General features: G+C 45.6%; 18 protein-coding genes. 11 read left to right on the forward strand and 7 right to left on the reverse strand.

Annotated elements, in window-relative coordinates; all coding sequences use genetic code 11:
- Positions 1-324: 324 nt before the first annotated feature.
- Positions 325-1464 carry a fatty acid desaturase gene (locus QUA99_RS27545; RefSeq protein WP_333243130.1) on the forward strand — a complete coding sequence of 380 codons (1140 nt, stop codon included), beginning with the start codon at positions 325-327 and terminating at the stop codon, positions 1462-1464.
- A gap of 119 nt (positions 1465-1583) precedes the next feature.
- On the opposite strand, the gene QUA99_RS27550 is transcribed toward QUA99_RS27545, so the two are convergent.
- Together QUA99_RS27550 and QUA99_RS27555 are read right to left on the reverse strand one after the other, a co-directional pair.
- Entirely contained in the window at positions 1584-3287 is a 1704-nt protein-coding gene (locus QUA99_RS27550) for a lipoxygenase family protein (protein ID WP_333243127.1), read from the reverse strand.
- Positions 3288-3616: 329 nt separating this feature from the next.
- Positions 3617-4750 (reverse strand): class I SAM-dependent methyltransferase, encoded by a 1134-nt coding sequence (locus QUA99_RS27555; RefSeq protein ID WP_333243125.1) that lies wholly within the window; start codon positions 4748-4750, stop codon positions 3617-3619.
- 553 nt (positions 4751-5303) lie between these two features.
- On the opposite strand from QUA99_RS27555, the gene QUA99_RS27560 reads away from it, so the two are divergent.
- The 3 genes from QUA99_RS27560 to QUA99_RS27570 all read left to right on the forward strand — a co-directional run bounded on the left by QUA99_RS27560 (position 5304) and on the right by QUA99_RS27570 (position 7424).
- Positions 5304-6359: an adenylate/guanylate cyclase domain-containing protein gene (locus tag QUA99_RS27560; RefSeq protein WP_333243122.1), complete on the forward strand. Its 1056-nt coding sequence runs from the start codon at positions 5304-5306 to the stop codon at positions 6357-6359.
- A gap of 36 nt (positions 6360-6395) precedes the next feature.
- Positions 6396-6836, forward strand: a complete 441-nt coding sequence (locus QUA99_RS27565) for an NUDIX domain-containing protein (RefSeq protein WP_333243119.1) — start codon at positions 6396-6398, stop codon at positions 6834-6836.
- A gap of 69 nt (positions 6837-6905) precedes the next feature.
- Positions 6906-7424, forward strand: coding sequence for an HD domain-containing protein (locus QUA99_RS27570; RefSeq protein ID WP_333243116.1), 519 nt, complete (start codon positions 6906-6908; stop codon positions 7422-7424).
- An 81-nt stretch (positions 7425-7505) separates the two neighbouring features.
- Here QUA99_RS27570 and fabG read toward each other — a convergent pair whose 3' ends face one another.
- On the reverse strand, positions 7506-8270 hold the full coding sequence (gene fabG, locus QUA99_RS27575; protein WP_006634175.1) for a 3-oxoacyl-[acyl-carrier-protein] reductase: 765 nt from the start codon (positions 8268-8270) through the stop codon (positions 7506-7508).
- A 73-nt stretch (positions 8271-8343) separates the two neighbouring features.
- Here fabG and trxA point away from each other — a divergent pair, with 73 nt between their 5' ends.
- A complete protein-coding gene (gene trxA / locus QUA99_RS27580; RefSeq protein WP_015178505.1) occupies positions 8344-8661 on the forward strand; it encodes a thioredoxin in 318 nt (105 codons plus the stop codon).
- Positions 8662-8748: 87 nt separating this feature from the next.
- Positions 8749-9327, forward strand: coding sequence for a hypothetical protein (locus QUA99_RS27585; RefSeq protein WP_333243113.1), 579 nt, complete (start codon positions 8749-8751; stop codon positions 9325-9327).
- Positions 9328-9400: 73 nt separating this feature from the next.
- On the opposite strand, the gene prmA is transcribed toward QUA99_RS27585, so the two are convergent.
- Both prmA and serA read right to left on the reverse strand, forming a co-directional pair.
- Positions 9401-10291, reverse strand: a complete 891-nt coding sequence (gene prmA / locus QUA99_RS27590) for a 50S ribosomal protein L11 methyltransferase (RefSeq protein WP_333243111.1) — start codon at positions 10289-10291, stop codon at positions 9401-9403.
- Between the two features lie 185 nt (positions 10292-10476).
- A complete protein-coding gene (gene serA, locus QUA99_RS27595) occupies positions 10477-12060 on the reverse strand; it encodes a phosphoglycerate dehydrogenase (RefSeq protein WP_333243107.1) in 1584 nt (527 codons plus the stop codon).
- 289 nt (positions 12061-12349) lie between these two features.
- On the opposite strand from serA, the gene QUA99_RS27600 reads away from it, so the two are divergent.
- The 5 genes from QUA99_RS27600 (at position 12350) to QUA99_RS27620 (ending at position 18901) form a co-directional block, all read left to right on the forward strand.
- A complete protein-coding gene (locus QUA99_RS27600; protein ID WP_333243104.1) occupies positions 12350-12856 on the forward strand; it encodes a hypothetical protein in 507 nt (168 codons plus the stop codon).
- Positions 12857-12941: 85 nt separating this feature from the next.
- A complete protein-coding gene (locus tag QUA99_RS27605) occupies positions 12942-13532 on the forward strand; it encodes a Uma2 family endonuclease (protein WP_333243102.1) in 591 nt (196 codons plus the stop codon).
- A gap of 217 nt (positions 13533-13749) precedes the next feature.
- Entirely contained in the window at positions 13750-17043 is a 3294-nt protein-coding gene (locus QUA99_RS27610; RefSeq protein WP_333243099.1) for a DEAD/DEAH box helicase, read from the forward strand.
- A 15-nt stretch (positions 17044-17058) separates the two neighbouring features.
- Positions 17059-17883, forward strand: coding sequence for an SWIM zinc finger family protein (locus tag QUA99_RS27615; RefSeq protein ID WP_333243096.1), 825 nt, complete (start codon positions 17059-17061; stop codon positions 17881-17883).
- A 238-nt stretch (positions 17884-18121) separates the two neighbouring features.
- Complete coding sequence (locus tag QUA99_RS27620; protein WP_333243093.1) at positions 18122-18901, forward strand: photosystem II S4 domain protein; 780 nt, start codon at positions 18122-18124, stop codon at positions 18899-18901.
- Between the two features lie 256 nt (positions 18902-19157).
- Here QUA99_RS27620 and QUA99_RS27625 read toward each other — a convergent pair whose 3' ends face one another.
- The gene (locus tag QUA99_RS27625; RefSeq protein ID WP_333243090.1) at positions 19158-20723 is read right to left on the reverse strand and encodes a hypothetical protein; all 1566 of its coding nucleotides are present in this window, start codon (positions 20721-20723) and stop codon (positions 19158-19160) included.
- 166 nt (positions 20724-20889) lie between these two features.
- A partial coding sequence (locus QUA99_RS27630; protein ID WP_333460486.1) for a CHAT domain-containing tetratricopeptide repeat protein occupies positions 20890-23515 on the reverse strand: 2626 nt, incomplete at its 5' end.

Below are 23515 nucleotides of genomic sequence, written 5' to 3' on the forward strand. Positions count from 1 at the left end.
GCCCGTCCTTTCTGGACGGGCGGGACGCCCATCCCACAAGAACAATAAATTGTAAGTTATTTAATTCTCATTCCTTATAAGCCTTTAATAGTTGTTTCCAAATTTTTATTTATGGGATACAATAATATCTTGGTACAACAATCAGGCAGCTTTGATATCAAGCAATTTGTCGCCAGATCCCGGAACGACACCGCGGACAAAGATAAAATTTCCGCGTCCTGACAATAAGCCCGCGATTCATTGGTGGGTCAATCTAAAATCGGTACAGGATCTAATTAACTTTAGAAAGTTATTAACTCACATCAAAATACTCTTAGCGATAACATGAAATCCGAAAAATTACTCAATACTCTAGAGAAGACGGCAACGCCGACTTTAGGCGAAGAAACGCTAATTCACCACTCGGTATATGTGAAAAAATTGCGTCCGCTGCTGCCGTCAGATGCCTTTGAACCAGATCCCAGCAAGTTAGCAATACTATTCATCAACGCTGCTATTTTATTGCTGGGATGGGGAATTGCTGCTAATCTCGATCGCTGGCCTGTCTATCTGTTAGGGCTTTACTTACCTTTAGCCGTCATCATGGGCAATAGTATCATAGTTTTGCTATTTAGCTCCCACGATTTGATGCACGGTAGCGTTCAGAAAAAGTCGCGCCTCACTTATCCGATCGCCTTTTTGGGACTAAGTATGCTGTTTATGCCCCCTACTCAGTGGAAAAATCTGCACAACCTCGTACATCACAATAACACGAATTCTGTGGCAGACCCCGATCGCAACTATCTGTACCAGCAACCAGATACTTGGGGAAAATGGATTCAAAATCTGTTTGTCCCGTCGGTAGAAGTCAATCCGCTGTGGTTAATGGTAGGGATGGTCGGTTCGTGGTTAGTGCATAATTTCCGCAATCTCACCTCGGTACTGTTATTTAACGATAAATCGGTCGATTACGTACCGGCTGCCTTTACAGTTAGTCCTAAAGATAGATTGACTATCGCCTTTGAATGTGTGGGAATTTTAGGAATTCATGCCAGCATTTTGTTCTACCTAAATTTTCATCCGCTCAAAATAGCCCTCGCCTACTTTTTGCCGATCGCAATTGGTCATGCAGGCGCAATGTTTTACATCTATACCAACCACATGGGTTGCCGGATGACCGACATTAATGACCCGCTGATCAACAGTATGTCAGTGCGGGTTCCTAAAATATTTGACCTGCTGCACTTGAATTTTTCTTACCACACAGAGCATCATATTTTCCCCAGCATAAATTCAGACTATTATCCGATGGTGCAAGAGTTGTTGCAAATTCACTATCCCGGACGCCTGAATTTAATAGAGGCTGGCAAAGCTTGGCGGTTGCTGATGCAAACACCCCGGCATTATCAAGATGAAGTCACCTTCACTGATTCTGCGGGTACAATGGCCGTGAATTGCTCGATTGTTGAAGACTATAAAAGCTGAGAATTCGCATTGCAACTCACATCTTGAACCATGCTGAAGAACAGGCTTTTGGGCCTGTTCCACAAAGAATGAATTTTCTTGTGGGGTGGGCCGAAGAGCCCGCCCCAAAAAATACACTCCTACATACTGATGCTATTGAGTACCAACGAAGGCTTGAGAGCCAAATAAGGGATTACTCGTTTTTGATTGTTGGCATCAATCTTCTGTTCAGCCATATTCAAATTCTGCTGGAACTGTCTGGCTAAAAATTCGATCGGGGTTCCCGCAAAAACTTCGTCGAAGCTCATCCGGTAGAGTTCTCGGAAAGATTTATCGTAATAACCCAAACGGTCATATCGATAAGCTGACAAAATAAACAGAATTTTCAGTTGTTCAGCCGCTCGCTTGTACGGAGGAAGCAACCGTAAAATGTCCTTTTCCGTAATCACTTCGAGAGTCCCAGAAGCATTAATTTTGGGAATGTCCCGGTATGCTGCCAAAGGCATATTGGCAGCAAAACTCATGTATTCATACTGGGGAAAATTGACTGCTGAATGCTGCGGGCCGCAGGTAAAAATTATGGTTGTGACAATTTTAATTAATTGTTCAACTGTGTCGATTTTGCTGGGCATTCCTTTGACTTTACCGCCCTCATTCGAGGCTAATTCTTGGGCCCAAGTTTGCAGTTCCACATCTTGGACGATCGCCTGATTCGTCGGGTAAAAGAATTTGAGATAGCCACATACAAAGGTTTCGATCGCATCCCACAGCAGCAATCCATCATCTCGGTAAGGATAGTGAGGCAGTTGATTTGGATCGTCCATGCCCCGATTTTTCAGTTCGGTTGGGAAGGCAAATTGATCCAGACTCCAGTTACTGCAAGCCTCTCTAGCTATTTCCATTGTCTCTGGCAAGCTACCGCTTAGCAAGTCATCGACTGGCCCGCCCGGAGCGATCAAATAAGAACGCGCCAGCTCGTTGTTAGTCAACATAAACCGAAAGTGCGGTTTCAGCAGCAGGCTAAGGGGGTGATTTTTAGCCAACTGTCGGGCGGTGACGATCGCGATTGGTTCCATCACCAAATGAGTTCGACCTAAATGCGAACTCATTTCGTGGTGATTGGCATCTGCTACTTGCACGCAGAGTTTCGCAAACAGCCAATCCACAGGAGGATCGAACGGGGTGTAAAGATGGCTATCTGGGGTGGGATCTAGTTGAATGGCGATCGGCACCAGTTCACCGCGATCGCGGATTCCCGTCCACCGCCAAGCGAAAAAAGCTCGCGGTTTTGGCAAGAATTTTCTGCCTTTTTCATAGCTGCCACCTCCAATTTTTGAAGGCGCGCGATAGTGTTGGTCGCTACCCGTATAATCGGCAATGTAAATGTTTTTTTGTTGCAACTCTTGGCCCAGATCGAATAATGGGTGAAAGCTGGAAATTTGTGCCAGTGTTTGCGCCCGAGGATCGCCAGCATCTAACAAACGAAGCACCATCGGATTTGCTCCAGACAGGCGCTGTTCTGCAAAAGAGCGATCGGTTTGGTAGATTTTGGCAACAGCAGGTAGCGGCAGCAGAGTAAAGAAATCTTCATAGTCTTGGAGATCGTCGAGAGGATCGAGAAAACTTCTCGAATCGGCCGCCAGCATATTTCCGGGAAGTTCCGATGTTGCTAGTATCCGCTCTCCAATATACTTGCTCGAAAAGTTCTCGACTGCGGGCACATTTTTCAATAATGCCAAAGGTGATAAACTCTCATAGTCAAACTGATAGGCTTGTTGCTGGCGATTCAAGGAATCTTTGCGCTGTTCTTGGTTCGGGTCGTCTTGAGGAAGAGAAGGTTTCATATTGTCTACCATTGTATAAATCAACTCTCTTTTTGTAGTAACATATCGGACATCATCACTACCGATCGAGGAGGGAATTTAAAAAGTATTGTGCAGGCTCACGCTTGATATAGGTCTTATTCACCGAGCAATAATCTTATTCCGGATTTTTTTAAACTCAGAAAAATTCCTCAAAAGAAGGCAACACTTCTCGAGCGCCCTAAATCCACATAGGGCGGTTTCATTCTCCGGATAAGTCGCTCGCACTTTAGAACCCCGACTTCTCAAAGAAGTCGGGGTCGGGGTGTTAGGTTATTTGAGCTTTTTGAGCTTGGTCTGCTGATTAGCGGTTAGGCACGAACCATTAAATATTGGCCGTTGCCGTTATATTCGCCGTCGCAACTCGCGAAGTTAGACACAAACCAAATCAAGTAAAACCGCCAGATTCGCCGAAATTTGGCATAGTCGATGCCGTAGTCCAAATCTTTGACTATTGCCTGAGAATCGTCAAAGTTTTTCAGCCAGTTAGCAAAGGTTGTGGAGTAATTGTATCCGTTGAGATACCATCTTTGAATGGTTTTGAGGTCTTTGTTGTGGCTGGGAACTGCATCGTATTTCCAGTAACGGCCGTGGGGGAAAATGTATTTGTGGGTGAAAACGCTGGATATATTGTTGGGAGTGCGAACTGTGATGATATGAATGAAAACTTTGCCGTTATCCTTCAGGAAAGAGGCGAGCTTTTGGAAAGCCTTCGTTAAATTACCTACATGACAAAAAACTCCTATGGAGAGAATTTTATCAAATTTTGTCTCGAAGTTGGCGTCGTTCAAATCGCCTTCATATAAGGTAAATCGACCGGAACTAAGGTAGCTTTCGGGGTCTTGCATCTTCTGACGCATATACTCGCATTGGTGGTGGCTGAGGTTAATCCCGGTAAAGGTGACATTGGGGAATTTGGAAAGAATGTAATTGGGAACGCAACCCCAACCGCAGCCAAAGTCTAAAATATTGTCGCCATCTTGAATCTCTAGCTTTTCAATCACATCATCAATCATTTGAATTTGCGATTGTTCAAGGTTGGTGGCTCCTTTTTCCCACAACCCCATGCTGTATTTAGGATAAATGAGTTTCCCGTCGCCTAACATCCGATTCAGCATGCCTTGAGGTAAGTCGTACTGAATCTTCATTAAATCCCGCGGCCCTTCGGCTGTGTGGTCTGTTTCTGTTAGTACCCATTCGTAGGGTGCAAGCAGGGACGGGAAATGCTTAAAAAAGATCGGCATACAGGTATCAAAAAGCGATCGCAATACTGAATCTGGGACTTCTAATCCGTTGATGTAAGACTCTGCTACTGCCATTTGCACCGTGTTAACTGCACTGACTGCGAGGCGGGTTGCTGCGTAGGCGATCGGACTTTTGGTATGTACATCTCCCACGATGGGAATGTGCTTTTCGATGTTTTGTAGGGCTGTTGATGAAGTCATGGTTATACAGGTTTTAAAGATGCTGCTATTCTATCTCACGAAAATTGGGTGGTTGTTAGAGAGCAAAAAAGCTGAAACTATTGCCAAGTAAGGTTTGCACAGCTTACCTCCCCAAAATCCTAAAAATATATGGCGGTTGAAGGGGATTTGATAACGGATTTATAGGGCTTTGGGCGATCTTAATTTTATTAAGAATTATGTCAGTCCATTTTAGATTTTAGATTTTGGATTTTAGATTAACTCCACAGCTTGAATAGGGGTATTTTCACACTGAGATTAAAATTTTAGTGTTCATTTATACCATTTTATATTTTAGAATTGAGAATGAATGATGAGCTAAGAGTTGGACTATTGCCTAGAGTTGCATTCTTTTTTTAAACTGGTGTCAGTTGGGCGGTTGAGCTGAGGCAACGAGAAGCAAATGCCGATCGCGACTTATAGTTAAGGAATCAGGGGATACAGAAAAAATGCCGAGAAACCGGGTTTGCATACAGGTTCGCTGCAATAACAGATGTCCGCGAGATTCCTCGCTAATTAGCTAGACGCGCTACATATGCCACAGATTCACTATCTGCCGGACGATCGCACGATCGAGATAGACGACGACGATATAATTCTCGAAGCTTCTCTGCGTGCCGACATTCCCCACACCCACATCTGCGGCGGTAGCGCCCGATGTTCGACTTGTCGGGTATTAATTGTCGAAGGTTTGGAATTTTGCTCCCCGCGCACTTCGCCGGAGGAGGAACTTGCCAAAAAATTGCGTTTAGAACCGGAAATTAGGCTGGCTTGTCAGACGCAGGTTGCGGGCGGCAAGGTCATTTTGCGCCGATTGGCGATCGATTCTGAAGACTTGGAATCATTTACCGACGAAATGGCGGGAAAGTTGATTTGTGCTCCTGTGGGTCAAGAGAAGAAAATTGCAATTTTGTTTGCGGATATTCGAGGATTTACGCCTTTTGCAGAATCGCTGTTGCCCTACGACGTAATCTATGTTTTAAATCGCTATTTCCAAAAAATGGGTTTTGCGATCAACCGGAATGGCGGGATGATTAATAATTATATGGGTGACGGTTTAATGGCCCTGTTTGGGTTGGAAAATCCTGACAAGGCGGCCGAACAAGCGGTGAGGGCTGGGGTGGAAATGCTGGAGGAACTAGAGAAACTCAATCCCTATTTTGAAAATTTGTACCGTCACCGATTGCGGATTGGGATTGGGATTCACTGCGGCTGGGTGGTTGTGGGGAATTTGGGGGCGTTGAAAAATCAGACAGTGACGGCGATCGGAGATGCAGTGAATTTAGCGAGCCGGATCGAGGCTGCTAACAAGCAAGTGGGAACGAGTTTATTGATTTCCGAAGAGACTTATCAGGAAGTGAAGGAATTGGCGATCGTCGATCGGCGCGTATCCGTGCCAATTCCTGGGAAAAGTGGCGAATATCCGCTGTATGAAGTAGTCGGGATGCCACCGCTGTCCCTGGAAATCGAGGAGATTTCCGAGGTCAAAGAAAAATCTATTTGGAAAAGTTTTGTCAAAAATTTGTGTGCTTTGTATGCTGCGGTGTACAATTGGATTAAGAAAATTTGGATTCAAATTATAAAACTATAAAGCAACTTTTTTGACTTTTGTTATTCCCTCGATAAGATGAATATTCCTCAGTCAATAGTTCGGATTTTTCTCATGCTCCCCAACGGTCAGATAGTCGCACAACTGCGAGATAATATTCCGGGTATTGCAAGCCAAGGAATGCTTTCTACTTTTGGTGGTGGCGTGGACATTGGAGAAAGTCCACAGCAAGCAGCCGTGCGAGAATTGGAGGAAGAAACTAGCCTAAAAAGCGATTGCAAAGTTGAATTTATCACAACTTTTGTTTACATAAAAAACAACAATCCCGAATTTATCCAAAAAAATCACCTATTTTTGGCAAAAGTTAGCAATATTGAAAAAATTGAAATCAAAGAAGGTGTGGGTTTTGTAGTTTTGAGAAAAGATGTCGATTTCGAGAAAGTCAATGCAGGGGAGGGTACTCAAATGGCTTGGAAATTGTTGCAAGAATATTTAAAATCAAATAACCTGTGTATGTAGGGTGCGGAGTGCGTACCTTACACCATAGATAGACAGGGCAAAAATTACTCTCTTGCGTAAGTCCTATTTATGTCCGACTACTTAGCTGTTCCCCGGGAGGGGGATGAAACTATAATAGAGAACTTCTTTACTATGTTGTCAAATACGAACTCAGAGTACGAATTATTACTACAGCGGGCGATCGCCATCGCAGCCAAAGCTCATGAGGGGCAGGTTGATAAGGCAGGCAATCCCTATCTCGACCATCCGCTATTTGTGATGGAAAATGTAAATTCTATAGAGCAGAAAATCGTAGCGGTTCTACACGATGCGGTCGAAGATTCTGAACTTACACTCGACCAACTTAGAAGCGAAGGTTTTCCTGAATTTATAGTAAAGGCGATCGCCGCAATTACCAAAATAGAAGGAGAACCTTATGCAGCTTATTTAGAGCGCGTGATGGCCAACCCGATCGCATTGCCAGTCAAAATCGCTGATGTTACTCATAACCTCGATCTGCGTCGCATCGCCAATCCAACAGAGGCAGATTTTCAACGCATTGCCAAATACAAAAAAGTCCTCAGTCAGTTGTGTGCCACCTTAAAATAATTATTAACCGCAAATATCCGCCTTCATCGTGGCACAGGCATCTTGCCTGTGCGATATCTGCGGTTAAAAAAATCCCCAAATCTAAGCCATCACCATCCCCCCATCCACATTAAAAACCTGCCCCGTAATGTAAGCCGCTGCCGCATCCGCCGCCAAAAACTTCACCATCCCGGCAACTTCCTCAACTTCCCCATATCTCCCCAGGGGAATATACTTCAAAATCTCATCAGACTTGACATCTTTAGTCATATCTGTAGTGATAAAACCCGGTGCAACTGCATTCACAGTAATCCCGCGACTCGCCAACTCTTTCGCCACAGTTTTAGTAAACCCAATTACCCCAGCCTTTGCCGCACTGTAATTAGCTTGTCCGGGATTGCCCATTTGCCCAGCAACCGAAGCAATATTAATAATTCTGCCGCTTCGCTGTTTCAGCATGATTTTACTGGCAGCTTTCGCACACAAAAACACGCCGGTTAGATTCAAATCAATCACAGCTTGCCAATCTTCCAACTTCATCCGCAGCAGCAAAGTATCGCGAGTAATGCCGGCATTGTTCACCAAAATGTCAATCCGTCCCCATTTTTCCATGACATTACTGGTGAGTAAATCTACTTGGTCAGTTTTCGAGACATCTGCTGCAAGGGCCACAGCTTCTCCTCCAGCAGCGACTATTTCTGCTACCACCTCATCAGCAGCAGCACTCGAACTCGCATAGTTGACGGCGACTTTAGCGCCTTCTGCTGCTAGTGTTAAAGCAACGGCGCGGCCGATTCCCCGCGACGCACCGGTCACGACAGCAACTTGACCCCGCAATCTCTGAAAAGTCTCTGGTAATAATTCCATAATTGTATCCTCGCAATCTACCAGAGAATTTTGCACTAAAATCGAGCCAGAACCCAAAAAATTATTTTGTCTTATGGCAGTTCAAAAACAGTTCAGCAGTTTTGAGGAGTTACTATCGGGATCTGACTTGCCGGTGTTGGTAGATTTTTACGCTACTTGGTGCGGGCCTTGTCAGATGATGGCACCGATTTTAGAGCAAGTGAGCGGTCAGATGAAAGACAAGCTGATGGTTGTCAAAATTGACACCGATAAGTACGAACAGTTGGCGTCGCAGCATCACATTTATGCTTTGCCCACTTTGGTGTTGTTCAAAAATGGCGCTGAGGTCGATCGCATTGAGGGTGTGATGCAAGCGGCGCAGTTGATCGATCGAGTGCAACCTTACTTGTAACACGAGCCAATTATCTCACGCGTAGGGTGTGTCAGCTCATATCTGATTAATTATGAATAAGATAATCCTAGTTGACGCACCCTACTTATGAAAACTCCCAGCCACGCTATTATCAATCTGGCAATTCTCGGAAAACCGCAACTGCCGCAAGCTAATCTCATTATTGCGATCGGCGGAATTTTGCCGGATATTCCGATATTTTTATTTTACTTTTGGGCGAAATACATTGCTCGCTTGCCCCCAGCTACAATTTGGTCAAAAGCATATTATGAGCCTTTCGTGCAAAATATTGTGGCTCTGTTTCATTCAATTCCCCTTGCGGTTATTGGTTTGCTAATTGCTTATTACTTTGGCTGGCAAAGTGTGCAAATTCTGTTTATCAGCATGATACTGCACTCTCTGGGAGATTTGCCGGTTCATAATGACGACGCTCACCGACACTTTTTTCCGTTCAGCAATTACCGTTTTATCAGTCCGTTTTCTTATTGGGATCGGAAGCACTACGGGTCAATTGTTTCTCTAGTTGAAATGTTGTTAGTGCTGCTGTCAACTTACCGCGTTTTTGGTTTTGTTAATTCTTATGCTGGAAAAACGTTGTTGATTTTGGTGAATGGTTTTTACTGGGCTGGTGCGGTTTATTTTCAGGTGCGAAATTTATTTAAATAAATTCACTTCCCAAAGATGAAACATGAATTCAAAATTACCAATTAGCAATTAGGAATTAGCAATTACCATATTGTTAACTGCGCCGAATATTAAAACAACACCAATCTTGGCGCTTCCATAGAGTAGCCACAATCCAGCCGTGCTGTTCGAGAGTGTCAGCAATTGGCTTAGCTTGTTCGAGCAAAATGCCGCTGAGCACGGCCCAAGTAGTGGGTTTGCTAATTGCAGTGAATTGCGGGATTAAATCAATGATTACTTCTGCTAAAATGTTGCAGATCAAACCGTCGATCGGCTCATCGACCATTTCTTTCAAGCGATCGATACTGCCGAGCTCTGCAACTAACTGCTGAGAATTAACGCGGTTGAGCAGTCTGTTGCTAATGGTCGATCGCACTGCCAAAGGATCTGTATCCAAAGCATAAACTTTTGTAGCGCCCAACAACACCGCGCCGATCGACAAAATACCCGATCCGCAGCCAATATCCGCAACTATGCACTCTTTGTCATCAAAACCGAGACGCATTTCCAGCGACTCCAGACACAGTTGAGTCGTAGCGTGAGCACCGGTACCGAAAGCCACACCGGGATCTAAACGCAAAATAATGCGATCGGTATCAGTCGGCGGGGGCAGCCAGGCCGGATTAATTAAAAAGCGATCGCCCACTTCTTGAGGCTGCCAGTGCTGCTTCCAAGTGCTGCCCCAGTCTTCCTCTTCAATCAAATCCCACTGCATCGCAGGTAGGGGCAAACCTGCACACAGAGCATCTTGGCGCAGCCACAGAGACAGAGCGGCCAAATCCAGCAATCGGGCCTGTTCTTCGGGCAAATAAGCCGACATCAGGCAGGAATTACTTTTGATTTCAGTAGCAGTTCCCCGACAGTTAAATCGTTCCAGACGCCAAAAGATGATATCTTCCAGCGCCGGATCGCAAAGAATTCTAATTTCCCACCAGCTATGTGCCATAACGATTTTAGATTTTAGATTTTAGATTTTAGATTGGCCCTGGGGAACTGGAGACTGGGAACTGGGGAGTGAGGAATGAGGATTGGCTAATAGAAAAATTCCCGCTTGGAAGGCCAATTACCAATGACCAATTGCCCATTACCAATTATCAGTCCTTGCATCCAAAATCTAAACTCCAAAATCCTTCAAAGATTTACCGTGTAAGCATCCCGAATTCCCGGAACTTTTAGGATCTCGGCGAGTATCCCCTCTGGTAGAGGGTCATCGAGGCTCAAAACCATCACCGCATCGCCTCGCACGATTTTACGGCCTACTTGCATACTGGCAATATTGACATTAAAACTGCCCAATTGGGAACCAATTTTGCCAATAATCCCCGGCATATCGCGGTGCAGGGTAAACAGCATATGGTGAGTGGGGGAAACGTTAACGGGGAAATCGTCAACGCTGGTAATCCGAATTTCGCTTTCGCCGAGCACTGCACCCGTGACTGTGTGTTCGCCGAGAGTTCCCTTTGCCGAGAGGTGCAGGGAGCCGGTGTAGTCGCGAATTGAGGCGTCTCTGGTTTCGACGACGCGAATTCCGCGTTCTTTTGCTTCAATGCTGGCGTTGACGTAGTTAACGCGCTCTCGCAGGGCTTGGGAGAGCAGGCCTTTGAGGGCGGCAACGACTACGGGCTGGCTTTGGTTGTTGGCCAATTCGCCTTGGAGTTGAACGTTGAGGTAATCGACTCGGCCTCCGGCTAGCTGGCTGACGAGGTTGCCGAGGGTTTCGGCGAGTTGCAGGTAGGGTTTGAGTTTTTCGATCGAGTCTGGGAAAATGCCGGGTATGTTGACAGCCGATCGCGCGGGCAGCCCCAACAGCACGTCGCGAATTTGTTCAGCAACATCGATCGCCACATTCACCTGAGCTTCTGCTGTGGATGCTCCCAAGTGGGGCGTCAGCACGATGTTCTGGCCGACATTCCGCAGCGGGGAATCGGCTTCGAGGGGTTCGTGTTCGTAAACGTCCAAAGCTGCGCCGGCGATCTTGCCTTCTTTGATGGCTTCTGCCAGGGCTGCTTCGTCGATGATGCCGCCTCTGGCGCAGTTTATGATGCGGGCCGTGGGCTTCATTTTCGACAGCACTTCAGCGTTAATTAAGTGCAGGGTTTCCGGCGTTTTGGGGATGTGCAGGGTGATGTAGTCGGATTCGCGCATCAGCAGTTCGAGTTCTACCAAGCGGCAGCCCAACTGGTCGGCTCTTTCGGTCGAAATGAAGGGGTCGTAGGCCAGCAGTTTCATGCCCATTGCTTTGGCTGCGGCCGCGAGGTGGGAGCCGATTTTGCCCAAACCGACGATGCCGAGGGTTTTTTTGTAAACTTCTACGCCGATAAAGCGGTTGCGTTCCCATTTACCACCTTTGACGGATGCGTTGGCTTCCGGGATGTGGCGGGACATTGAGAGCATCATGGCGATCGCGTGTTCGGCGGCGGCGATCGTGTTGCCTTCGGGGGAATTGACGACTACAATTCCTTTGCGGGTAGCGGCGGGTACATCGACATTATCTACGCCGACGCCGGCTCTGCCGATGATTTTGAGTGAATTCCCGGCTTCAATGATGTCTTTGGTAACTTGGGTGCCAGAACGGATCATCAAAGCGTCGTAATCTGGAATAATTCGTACCAGTTCTTCGGCTGAGAGTCCTGTGTTTACGTCAACTTGCGCGACTTGGGAGAGGATGTCAATTCCGGCTTGGTCGATCGGATCGGATACTAGAACTTTAGGCATAGCAAGCAATTGAGTGGAATCAGTAAAAATAGGCAAGCGCGTTGGCGAGCACAAAGTTGAGGCTTAAACCAGGGGCAGTATCTAACAGCTCAGCTCAAGCTTGCCTTTGTGCAGTTTGAATTGTATCTGCATTCGGTCTTGACCGACCGTTTTTGCTTGAAATATTTTAGGTTTCGGGGCGATCGCACTCTCGGATGCTCTGGAAATCCCCGAACAGCTTAGCTAGTATGTCTTTTCCGACTATAATTATTTCTAGGTGTCCGAGCCTAACCATCAGGAATTATTGTCAATGAATTATCTTATCGCCGTACTGCCCGATCGAATTCAAGCCGAAGCTGCCTACAGTGCTCTGGAAAAAGAAGGCTTGCCCATGAAGCAAGTCAGCATTTTGGGCCGCGGCTACAAAACTGCTGATGAATTTGGCTTAATCGACCCCAACCAGCAAGCGAAGAAACAAGCTAAACTCATGGCTATTTGGTTGATTCCCTTTGGCTTTATTGCTGGCGTTACTTTCAGTCTGATGACTGAGTTGAAGACGTTCGCCTGGGCGGGCGAAATTGGCGATCACGCGATCGGTGGCTTACTAGGTGCGATCGCCGCTGCGATGGGCAGTGTTTTTGTTGGAGGCGCCGGCGGTATGGCTTTTGGCAGCGGCGATGCTTTGCCCTACCGCAACCGTTTGAATGCGGGTAAATTTTTGATTGCTGTTAAGGGTACTGACGATTTGACTGGGAAAGCTGCGAATATTTTGCAGCAGTTTGAACCGGAAAATATCCAAGGTTATACAGAGACTTAGTTATTTGTTGACTGTTAACAGTTGACGGTTAACTGTTAACTGTTAACAGTTGACATTACTACTTGTGTAATATTTGGAGGCAGTTATGGAATTACCAACAATCCCCCTACATTCTCCCCTAGAATTAACGCTCGAATTAACAGACGAGCAGTTTTTTCAGTTGTGTATAGACAACCGAGATTTAAGATTTGAACGCACTGCTAGTGGAGGATTACTTATTATGCCACCTACGGGTGGCGAGACTGGTAATTTCAACATTGACTTATCGTATCAACTTCAATCTTGGAGCAGACAAAATAAGCACTTGGGAATTGCTTTTGACTCTTCAACTGGATTTAAGCTGCCCGACGGTACAGATATTTCTCCCGATGGTGCTTGGATTCGGCGCGACAGGTGGGATGCTTTAACTGCTGCAGAAAAAAAGAAATTTGCGCCGATTTGTCCCGATTTTGTAGTGGAATTGCGATCGACCACCGACTCCCTAGAAAAATTGCGGGCTAAAATGAAAGTGTATGTGAAAAACGGAGCGAGGTTGGGATGGTTGCTCGATCGCAAAAATAGAAAAGTAGAAATCTCCCGTCAAGGTAGAGAAGTAGAAATTTTAGATGAACCTGCAACTCTGTCAGGTGAAGATGTATTACCCGGTTTTGTTTTGGATTTAACTGATATTTTCTAAATTTGTAAGAAAACTCGGCGTTTGAAACCGCATCTATAAAGTCAAAACCAGCAGAGGCTGGTTAAAGAGGACAACTGGGGTAAAATTACGTTATTCTCTTTAGTCGGCATCCAGCAGACATGGATGGTTTGTATAAACCTGCTTTCAACCGCCTTCTTATCTTTTCCCACTCATTCATGATATGATAGGCTGCCAAAGGTTGCGTTTGGTATGACCTATGAAAATCCTCCACGGGACTTGGATTCCTCAAACAGAAGAGAGTTTTGTTCAAGGTGGAACTTTTTGTCTTTGGGTTGAAACCACTGAAAAGAAAAAACAGCCTGCTAAGGTTCATCCCCGACAATTGGAGACGGCACAGTTAAAAGATTTTCTAACGAAAGAAGCTGGGATTCAACTGCCACCAGTCAGCAATACAAGTGCGATGGGGCTAGAATACGCGATCGTCCCTCGGTATTTTTTACTGCCCACTGCCGACAACAAGCCGTTGCCCTCTTTAGAACTAGCGCGATATTTAGAGACAGAGTTACCCGAAACATTTGAGTTGGAGTATTGGGAAGTTGATTGTGTGTCCATCGCCACCCACACTTTGACTAAAGTATTGAACGATCTGCATTTTTTTGCCCTCTACGATTTAGCAGAAGTTCAGTTTGGTTCAGACTTGCTATTTTGGTATCACTACACCCAAAGTTTTAAGCAAATTGTTCTGAAAGATCATTATATTCCGGCGTTGCGCTATCGAGAAACTGCTCCGATCGCGATCGCACCCATCGAAAGATCCGAACCCGCTGAGAAAGCCGCGCGCGGGCGTAAGAAAGCGGGCGAGACAAAAACCAAAACAACTGCAAAAACTCCAAAAACACCTGCCAAAATTGAACCCATCTTTGAGATTTATCCGGGATGGGAAATTGTTTCAACACAGTACGACAATGATTTACAACGCTATGTTGAATGGATGCCTTTAGTTTGTGTGTCCGGTTTTCGGAAGATCCAGCTACAAGATACACCAAAATTCTACGATCGCGAACGGTTGCTGCGGCATTTTTCCGAGTGTGCGATCGCGGAAATTGTCACTCAAACCCCCATCCCAGCATCGTTTGAAAATAAGATTGCGGATTCTTTACTGCAAATCTGCCTCAACCAAACACGAAAAATCGCGCGAGTAAGCCTTGAACAATATCGGCAATGGCAAACCTGGCGCGATCGCATTACGCGCAATCAATCTGCTGACTCATTCTCCCTCTGCTTTCAACTACAATCCCCCGAAAACCCCGAACAGCCTTGGGTTTTAGAGTTTCAGGCGGCTGCGAAAAAAGACCCATCTCTGCGGATGCCGTTGCAGGATTATTGGCGATCGCGATCGACTCAACAAAAACAGTTGCAAACACAATTCGGAGACAACTTTGAGCAACATTTGCTGACAAATCTCGGCTACGCTGCCCGCATTTATCCCCAACTTTGGCAAGGGCTAGAAACCGACAAACCCGTTAACATTACCCTCAGCTTAGATGATGCTTTCACCTTTCTCAGCGAGTCCGCTTGGGTATTAGAAGATGCCGGATACAAAGTGATTGTCCCCGCTTGGTGGACGCCGAAGGGACGACAGCGGGCGAAGATTCGCCTGCAAGTCAAAGGGAAGGGCAGCAACAGCGCTGCAATCAAGGGCAAAGGATTGTTTTCGGCGGATTCTTTGGTGGAATATCAATATGAATTGGCGATCGGGGGCGAACGGGTTAGCGAACAAGAATGGCAGGCGTTAGTAAATAGCAAAACACCGCTGGTGCAGTTCCGAGGACAATGGATGGAACTGGACAAAGACAAGATGCAGGAGATGTTGGAGTTTTGGAAAAAACATCGCGAAGAAAACCCCGATTTAAGCCTGATTGACTTTATGAAGTTGACGGCAGAAGGAGAAGCGAGCGAACAGTTGGAGGTTGAGCGCGATCGGGCTTTATCAGATATGTTGGAGAAGCTGAACGATAAGAGTCGGTTAGAGTTAATTGCAGATCCAGCAAAGTTTCAGGGCAAGTTACGGGATTACCAAAAGCGCGGCGTTTCTTGGTTGAGTTATTTGGAAAGTTTGGGATTAAATGGCTGTCTTGCCGATGATATGGGTTTGGGTAAATCGGCGCAGGTAATTGCTCGATTATTGCAAGAGCGGGAAGTTTTATCTACTACAAAAGAGACAGAAAAAAAGAAGACCGAAAAAGCGATCGCACCTTCCGTTCTACCCACGCTGCTAATTGCGCCCACATCCGTAGTTGGTAACTGGCAAAAGGAAATGGAAAAGTTTGCTCCCGAATTGCGATCGCTGATTCACCACGGCCCTCAACGTTTGCAAGATGCAAAAGCATTTAAAGCCGCCGTCCAAGGTTGCGATATGTTGATTACTTCCTTTACCTTGGTGCGAAAAGACGAGAAACTGTTGAGTAGCGTAGCGTGGCATCGCGTGGTAATTGATGAAGCCCAGAATATTAAAAATCCGAAAGCGGCGCAAACCAAGGCGATTTTAAAGTTACCCGCTACCCATCGACTGGCATTGACTGGAACACCCGTAGAAAATCGATTGCTGGATTTATGGTCAATTTTTAATTTCCTCAATCCGGGCTATCTGGGCAAAGAGACACAGTTTCGGAAGTTGTTTGAGATCCCGATTCAAAAAAATGGGAGTCGCACACAATCGGCAGCGCTCAAAAAATTAGTGGAACCCTTTATTCTCCGGCGCCTGAAAACCGATAAGTCGATTATTCAGGATCTCCCCGACAAAGTTGAGCAAAAACTCTACTGCAATCTCACCCGCGAGCAAGCTTCGCTTTATGAAGCGATTGTGAAAGAGGTAGAACAAGAAATTGATGCGGCGGAAGGGATGAAGCGCAAGGGGATGATTTTGGCGACACTGCTGAAGCTGAAGCAAATTTGTAACCATCCGCGCCAGTTTTTGCAAGATGAAAGTGAGTTTACACCAGAGCGATCGCACAAACTGGAACGGCTGATCGAGATGATTGAGGAAGTCAAAGCAGAAGGCGAAAGTTTATTGGTATTTACGCAGTTTACAGAACTGGGAAGCGCCTTGGAAAAATATATTAAACAAACGCTACATTACAACACTTACTACATCCACGGGGGAACCAGTCGCGAAAAACGGGAACGGATGATTTCAGAGTTTCAAGATCCAGAGTCTGAACCTTCGGTATTTATTCTGTCACTGAAGGCGGGCGGCGTGGGAATTACGCTGACAAAAGCCAATCACGTGTTCCATTTCGATCGCTGGTGGAATCCGGCAGTGGAAGATCAGGCGACGGATCGGGCGTTTCGGATCGGACAGCAAAAAAATGTGTTTGTGCATAAGTTTGTGGCGATTGGCACTTTGGAAGAAAAGATTGACCAAATGATTGAGGACAAAAAGAAATTGGCAGGGTCAATTATTGGTGCGGATGAGTCGTGGTTGACTGAGTTGGATAATGAGGCATTTAAGAAATTAATTAGGCTCAATAAAAATGCGGTTCTAGATTAGGAGAAGCCAAAAAATATGTCACAATTTACTCGGACTTGGTGGGGCAATAAATTTATCGAGGGTCTGGAAAGATTTACTGATTCTGGGCGGCTCGGAAGGGGACGTTCCTATGCACGGAATGACAAGGTAAAAAGCTTTAAGATTAATGATGGCTTAGTGATGGCAGAAGTAAGGGGGTCGGTAAATCCTTATTTTGGGGTTTATAAGGAGCCACTCTACAAAACTAAAATTGAGTTTCAGCCAATTAGTCAGGCAAAGTGGAAAGTGGCGATCGCCCAAATGGCATCAAAAGCCAGCTTCATTTCCCGGCTGCTGCTCAACGAAATGCCCGACAACATTGAAAATGCTTTCTCACCCCTCGGATTGCACCTTTTACCCAGCAGCCGCGAGGACTTTAAGACTACTTGCTCTTGCCCAGACTATAGCAATCCCTGCAAACATATTGCCGGAGTTTATTATTTGGTGGCGGCAGAATTGGACAAAGATCCATTTTTACTGTTTGAATTACGGGGGCTTTCTAAGGAAGTGCTGCACCGCGAATTGGCAAAAACGCCTTTGGGAATGGCGCTTTCTGCCGAGTTAACGGCGGATGCAGCGGCCCCTGTGGCGGTGGATTCCTATTACACGCGGGCGATCGCCAGTGAGGCGCAAACGGTCAGCCTGAAAGAGTTTTGGCATGGTGCGAAGCGATTGCCGCAGACGATTGAGGTGGCAGCGCCAAGTGGGGTAAGTGCGATCGTGGTGAAGAAACAGGGAGATTTTCCGCCGTTTTGGCACAAGGATGGTTCGTTTATTGAGGCGATGGAAGAACTGTATTTGCGGGTGAAGAAGAATAAGTAGTTGGGTGGACAATTTTGCTGCCATACTCGATCGATCTCCTGCAAAAACTTTAACTCGAAGACTTCATACATTTGGTACAATAATCGTGCTCATCATATCAGCTTTACCAGCAACTAAAATCATAAGATCGTTATTTGATGATTTTAGACTATAATTAAGTTAGTGCGACTGTTAAAAAAGTCTACTTTTTAGTTACAGCAAGCTTTGGCAATTTCAAATTAGAATCTAAAATTGACTGATGTTACCAAGAGAAGAACTGTTAAAAGGCATTGAAAACCGCGAATGTGTGGCGCGGGCGATCGACCAAGCGGAACAAGCAATTAAAACTTGGGAAGTTACTCAAAGTGATTTTCTGTCGCCTCCAGAATTGGCGGACACTCTGACGGTATTTAAGCGCTTAACAGACGTGGAAGTAGTGGCTTGGGGCGGCTACCCGCAAGCTGAAAGACAAAGAATTGCGATCGCGCGATCGGATATCCCGATCGACTCTGGTAGCGTTAACGTTGCTGCGGTGGAGATTGCTGGCAATTTCTTGTTCGATACAGCTTCTCACCGCGACTTTTTGGGGGCGATGTTGGGTACGGGAATTGTCCGCGAGAAAACTGGCGATGTGATTGTTTTGGGAGAACGCGGCGCGCAGGCCATTGTCATGCCGGAGATGGTAGAGTATTTGGAGATGAGTTTGCAGCAAGTGCGATCGGTTCCTGTGCAAACGCGGCGCATTGAGTTGAGCGAACTCAAAATTAGAGAACCCAAAAAGAAAGAAATGACCACCGTTGAAGCATCCATGAGATTGGATGCTGTCGCCTCGGCTGGATTCGCAATGTCTCGCAGCAAAATGGCCGATTTAATTGGCAGCGGTGACGTGCGAGTTAACTGGAAAGACATTACTCAAGCTAGTTATAATGTCAAGTCGGGAGATTTAATTGCTGTTACCGGCAAGGGAAGATTGGAAATTGGGGAAGTTGCTGTTACTAAGAAGGAACGCTATCGAGTCCAGTTAACTCGATATTTGTAATTTATGGGTGGCATCTTCGGCCCAACCCCTACTCCCCAAAAAAATTAATTGACTCTTTGTGGAACAGGCATCTTGCCTGTTCTTAAGAATGCTGAGGCCAAGAAGCCCAACCCCTACTCCCCAAAAAAATTAATTGACTCTTTGTGGAACAGGCATCTTGCCTGTTCTTAAGAATGCTGCAACATATAAGTTATACGACCCACAAACCCCGAAAAACCCGGTTTCTTTGGTTTTATGCCTAAGTCCTAAATCCAAATTATCGGAGAAAAGTTTTCCTTACCAACACGGCGATACCCAGCATTAACAAGCCAAATAGTAAGCCAAACAGCAGACTCCAGATAATTGTCGCAGCAAAGGGATGCAGCGGTAGAGAAAAATCGAGTTGCCATTGAATCGGTTTATCCTTAATTAGAGGATAGGCGGCGGAAAAGATTTGTCCGCCGCCGATCGCAGTTCCGACAAAAAAGATGATATTCTCAAGCTGGCGATCGCGCTTTTTCTCCTCTTCTTCCTTTTGCTTGTATAATTCCATCTGTAGGCGATCGCGCGTTTTCTCCTCTTCTTCCTTTTGCCTATATAATTGTATTTGTTCGCGATCGCGCTGACGTTCTCTTTCTTCCTTTTCGCGATCGAATTCAACCTGTTCGATTTCCACCATCCCGCGCACAGTGGATATCGACTGCTGGAACAAATCTTGACTGGCAATCAGGTAGTTTAAATCTATTTCAATTTGCCGCTGATATTTATTCTCCGCCAAATCTAGAAACTTCTGCAAGAAATCCAGATTGTCGCCTGGGATGCACAAACTTCTAATTTTTGTCAAGGCATCACCATAATTTTCAGCATTAGTTTCAATAGTATTTTTGTCCTCTTTCAAATACCGTACTTGCTGAGCACAATCAAACATTTTAGTGCGGACTTCAGCCAGTAATTGCTTTAACTTCTGCAACTTAACTTGTCGATTTTGTTCGCTTTCTATTTGACTGAATTCGGGAAGCTTCTTTTCTAACTCGCTGACTATTTGTTGTGCTTGGCGATACTTTTTCCTAGCTTCGCCATACACAAATACAATTTTAGCGCGAGAGCACAGCAGATTCATCAAGTTAGAATTAAACGCCAGCGTTGCGAATTTCAAAGTTTGGGAATTCTCTTGCAACCATACTAGAAAATGACACCGCTGACGCCCATCATCTTCGCGGCTGTCATACTCAAAAATCGGACTACCGAATAACTTTCCTTCGGCGCGAAACTCTACTAATGGTTGCTGTTTATCTTGTACAAAAGCTTTAACCGATTCGTCAGCTAGTTTGCGGTAAGTATCATAAACTGCTGGTTCGGCGTATAATAATAAGGTTTGTCCCAGAGAGGGTTTAATTGCATTTGGCAACAAGCAACCTTGGGGATTTAATCGAGTTAAGTCCGCTACTTTCATTGTGATATTTTTATAGTAAAATGTCAAGTCTGCGGTGTAAGTGTCGTGAATTCGTAGGGCATAGATAGAACCATCAAGTTTCAGGTTATCTGGCTGAATAATTTGCGGAAACTTCAGAGTTTTTCCACCATCTGGAATTAGCAATCGTTCGTTAGTCAGATTTTCCCGTTCGCCGTCGGGATAATACAGCCCGTTTTTGTAGCAAATTAGCTTGTCTCTGAGGGCTTTTAGTTCGTTGATGTTAAATTCTTTGCCGACATTATCTGCTAGATTTTCCCACAAGGATTGAGCATTTCTGGCTACTTGTCCGTAGCCTGCGTCGCTATCATCCCGCAGGTGGAAAGGAAAGAGGGTAATGCTGGGATTTTTAATTTGCCATTCTTGGCTCATAATCAAGTTTGTTAATTATTTTAGGGGATTTCGTGGCGGTTCAAAGTCCCCCTTATTAAGGGGGATTTAGGGGGATCAAGACTGGAGTGCAAGCGAGATTTATCTGTGACTCCACATTCCTCCGATCCCCCCTAGCCCCCCTTAATAAGGGGGGGACAAGAGTTTTTTATGTCGATTCTGTACCCGAAGTATCAGTTTCAACCACATCCACAGAAGACTCAGACAAACCCAGTCGAATCTTATTTTCCTTCAGCGTTTCGTAAAACTCCCTGACGATTTCCTCCGGTGCATCGCTATCAGTCCCACCCGCACCCGCGTGATAAATTTCGTTCTCTAAATTCTCTTCAATTTGAGGCCTGCTTTCGCACCAATCCTTGATTGTTTGAGCGATAACATTCACATTATCTGTCACAGAATCATCAAGCGCTGATAAGTGATCGACAAATAGCTTCGGATCGGATATTTTCAATAACTTATTAAAAGCAGCCACAATTTCTTCAGGTTTCGCATCATCGGGAAGTGACATGACTAATCTCCTTAAATCTGTTTTTTCAGTTGATAGCGGTAAAGTTTCGGTTTCGCCAATTAAGGTAAATGCAGCCCAAGCTATGGGACTCGGAAATCGAGCTTTTGTGGTTAGCATAGCACACCGCAAGGCGGCTGCTCGATTGTCGCCCCGTGCTAAATTTTGGTAGAATTCAGTCATTAGTAATTTGGCTGATATCACTCCCATATTCCACAGGGAAACGATGATGCTGGGGACTCCGGCGAGGATGAAGCAGCGCGACAATCCGATGACTCCATCTCCGGTGATTTTACCGCGCCCGGTGCTGCACGCGCTTAATACTACCAGTTCGGAATCGAGTTTTAATTGCAGGATTTCTGCGGCGTTAAGCGCGCCGTCGTCGGTGTCTCCTGATGGTGCTAAAATTATCGCGCCCGGAATGCCCGAACCTTGGAAATCGTCGAGGAGTCCGTGGGCGGATAAATGGACGATGCGGGTGTTTAGCATTCTGTCTAAAATGGCGACTTTTGTGGCATTTTCTCCGCTAATTGCTTCGGTTCCTAAAGTTGCGGCAATGGCTTCGGCGGCTTCTTTTGCCCTGGGGATTTGGCGGAGTTTGTAGGGGTTTTCGTTGAATTTGGCTGCGATGGTTGGATCGCCGACAATTAGGGCGGCTTGTCTCAATCCTCGCACTCGCTGTTGATGTTCGGCGGTTTTTTCTAATACTTGGATGGAAGGGGCGGTGAGGATGGTATGCTCTTCGATTAGGTAGCGGTTGTTGCTATCTTGCAAGGCGGCGAAGGGAACTAAAAATAAGTCGTAGTGGGGGATGAAGATGATGGGGGAATTGGCATCAGTGGGTAGCAAGTCGATGATTGGTTCGATTAGGATTTGATGGAGGAGTTGCAAGAGGGGAAAGCGGCCTGTTTCGTCTCGATTGTACTGGGATTCTAGCTGAATTTTGTTGCCTTCGTCGTCGGTTTCTTCGGTGCCGATGGAGACGCGGGTTTGGAGGATGATTTGTTTGAGGGTTTGGTTTTGTTGGTTGAAGGATTGGAGATTCGCGGCACGGTGGGTGATGTTGCCGTTTGGTTGGATTACCCAGATGTAAATAGTTTTTGAGCCGATAATCGAATATTCAACTATTGTGGAGTTTCTGTTGCGGGCAATTTGTTGGATTTTGGGAATTGATAATTTATCTGTTTGGTCATTGGTTGGTAAATCATTTGTTAATAAGGTTTGTTGCAATAACTCGACGAAGGCACGGGTGCGGGACATTTCGGATATTTCTAAGGCTTCATCGAATTGAGATTGGGCGACTAGGACGTCTTGTAGCAGGAGATAGGAAGATACTTGGGTTTCAAACATTGAAGCTTTATGGTCATTATTGACTAATTCATAACGCAGATTTTCTTTAATTTTGATTGAGGCACGCAGTGCTTTTTCAGATTGGGTGAGTAGGTTGACTTTACGTAAAGTAAGTCCTATATTGTGTAAAATAACTGATTCCCTTTGGCAATTTCCGATTTCCCGTACAATCTCTAAAGACTGTGCAAAAAACTCGATAGCCTTGGGAAAATCCCCTAGCCCATAGTAAGCATCGCCCACAGATTGGAGGGAAGAGGCTTCTCCTGTGCGATTTCCGATTTGCCGATAAATATCTAAAGATTTTTCGTTTAATTCGATCGCCTTGTGGTATCGCCCAAATAAATTATTATCTTTGCCCAAATTGCCGAGGGCACTGGCTTCTCCTAGGCGATTTCCAATTTTCCGGAAAATATCTAATGACTGTTTGTGAAATCTGATCATCTTCAATTCCCCTAGGAAAAAGTAAGCATTGCCCAACTGGTTGAGGGAAATAGCTTCTCCTTTGCGATCGCCTATTTCCCGTTTAATCTCTAATGACTGTTTGTGAAATGCGATCGCCTTATCATATTGCCCTAGGTCATGGTAATCACTGCCCAAATTGCTGAGGGAAATAGCTTCTCCTTTGCGATCGCCTATTTCCCGTTTAATCTCTAAAGACTGTTCGTAAAATTCGATCGCCTTGTCGTATTGCCCTAGGTCATGGTAAGCTATGCCCAAATTGCGGAGGGAATCAGCTTCTCCTTGGCGATATCCGATTTCCCGTGAAATCTCTAAAGACTGTTCGTAAAATTCGATCGCCTTGTCGTATTGCCCTAGGTCATGGTAAGCTATGCCCAAATTGCGGAGGGAATCAGCTTCTCCTTGGCGATATCCGATTTCCCGTGAAATCTCTAAAGACTGTTCGTAAAATTCGATCGCC

The organism is Microcoleus sp. F10-B2 (assembly GCF_036704965.1).
In the GTDB taxonomy this organism is placed as follows: Bacteria; Cyanobacteriota; Cyanobacteriia; order Cyanobacteriales; family Microcoleaceae; genus Microcoleus.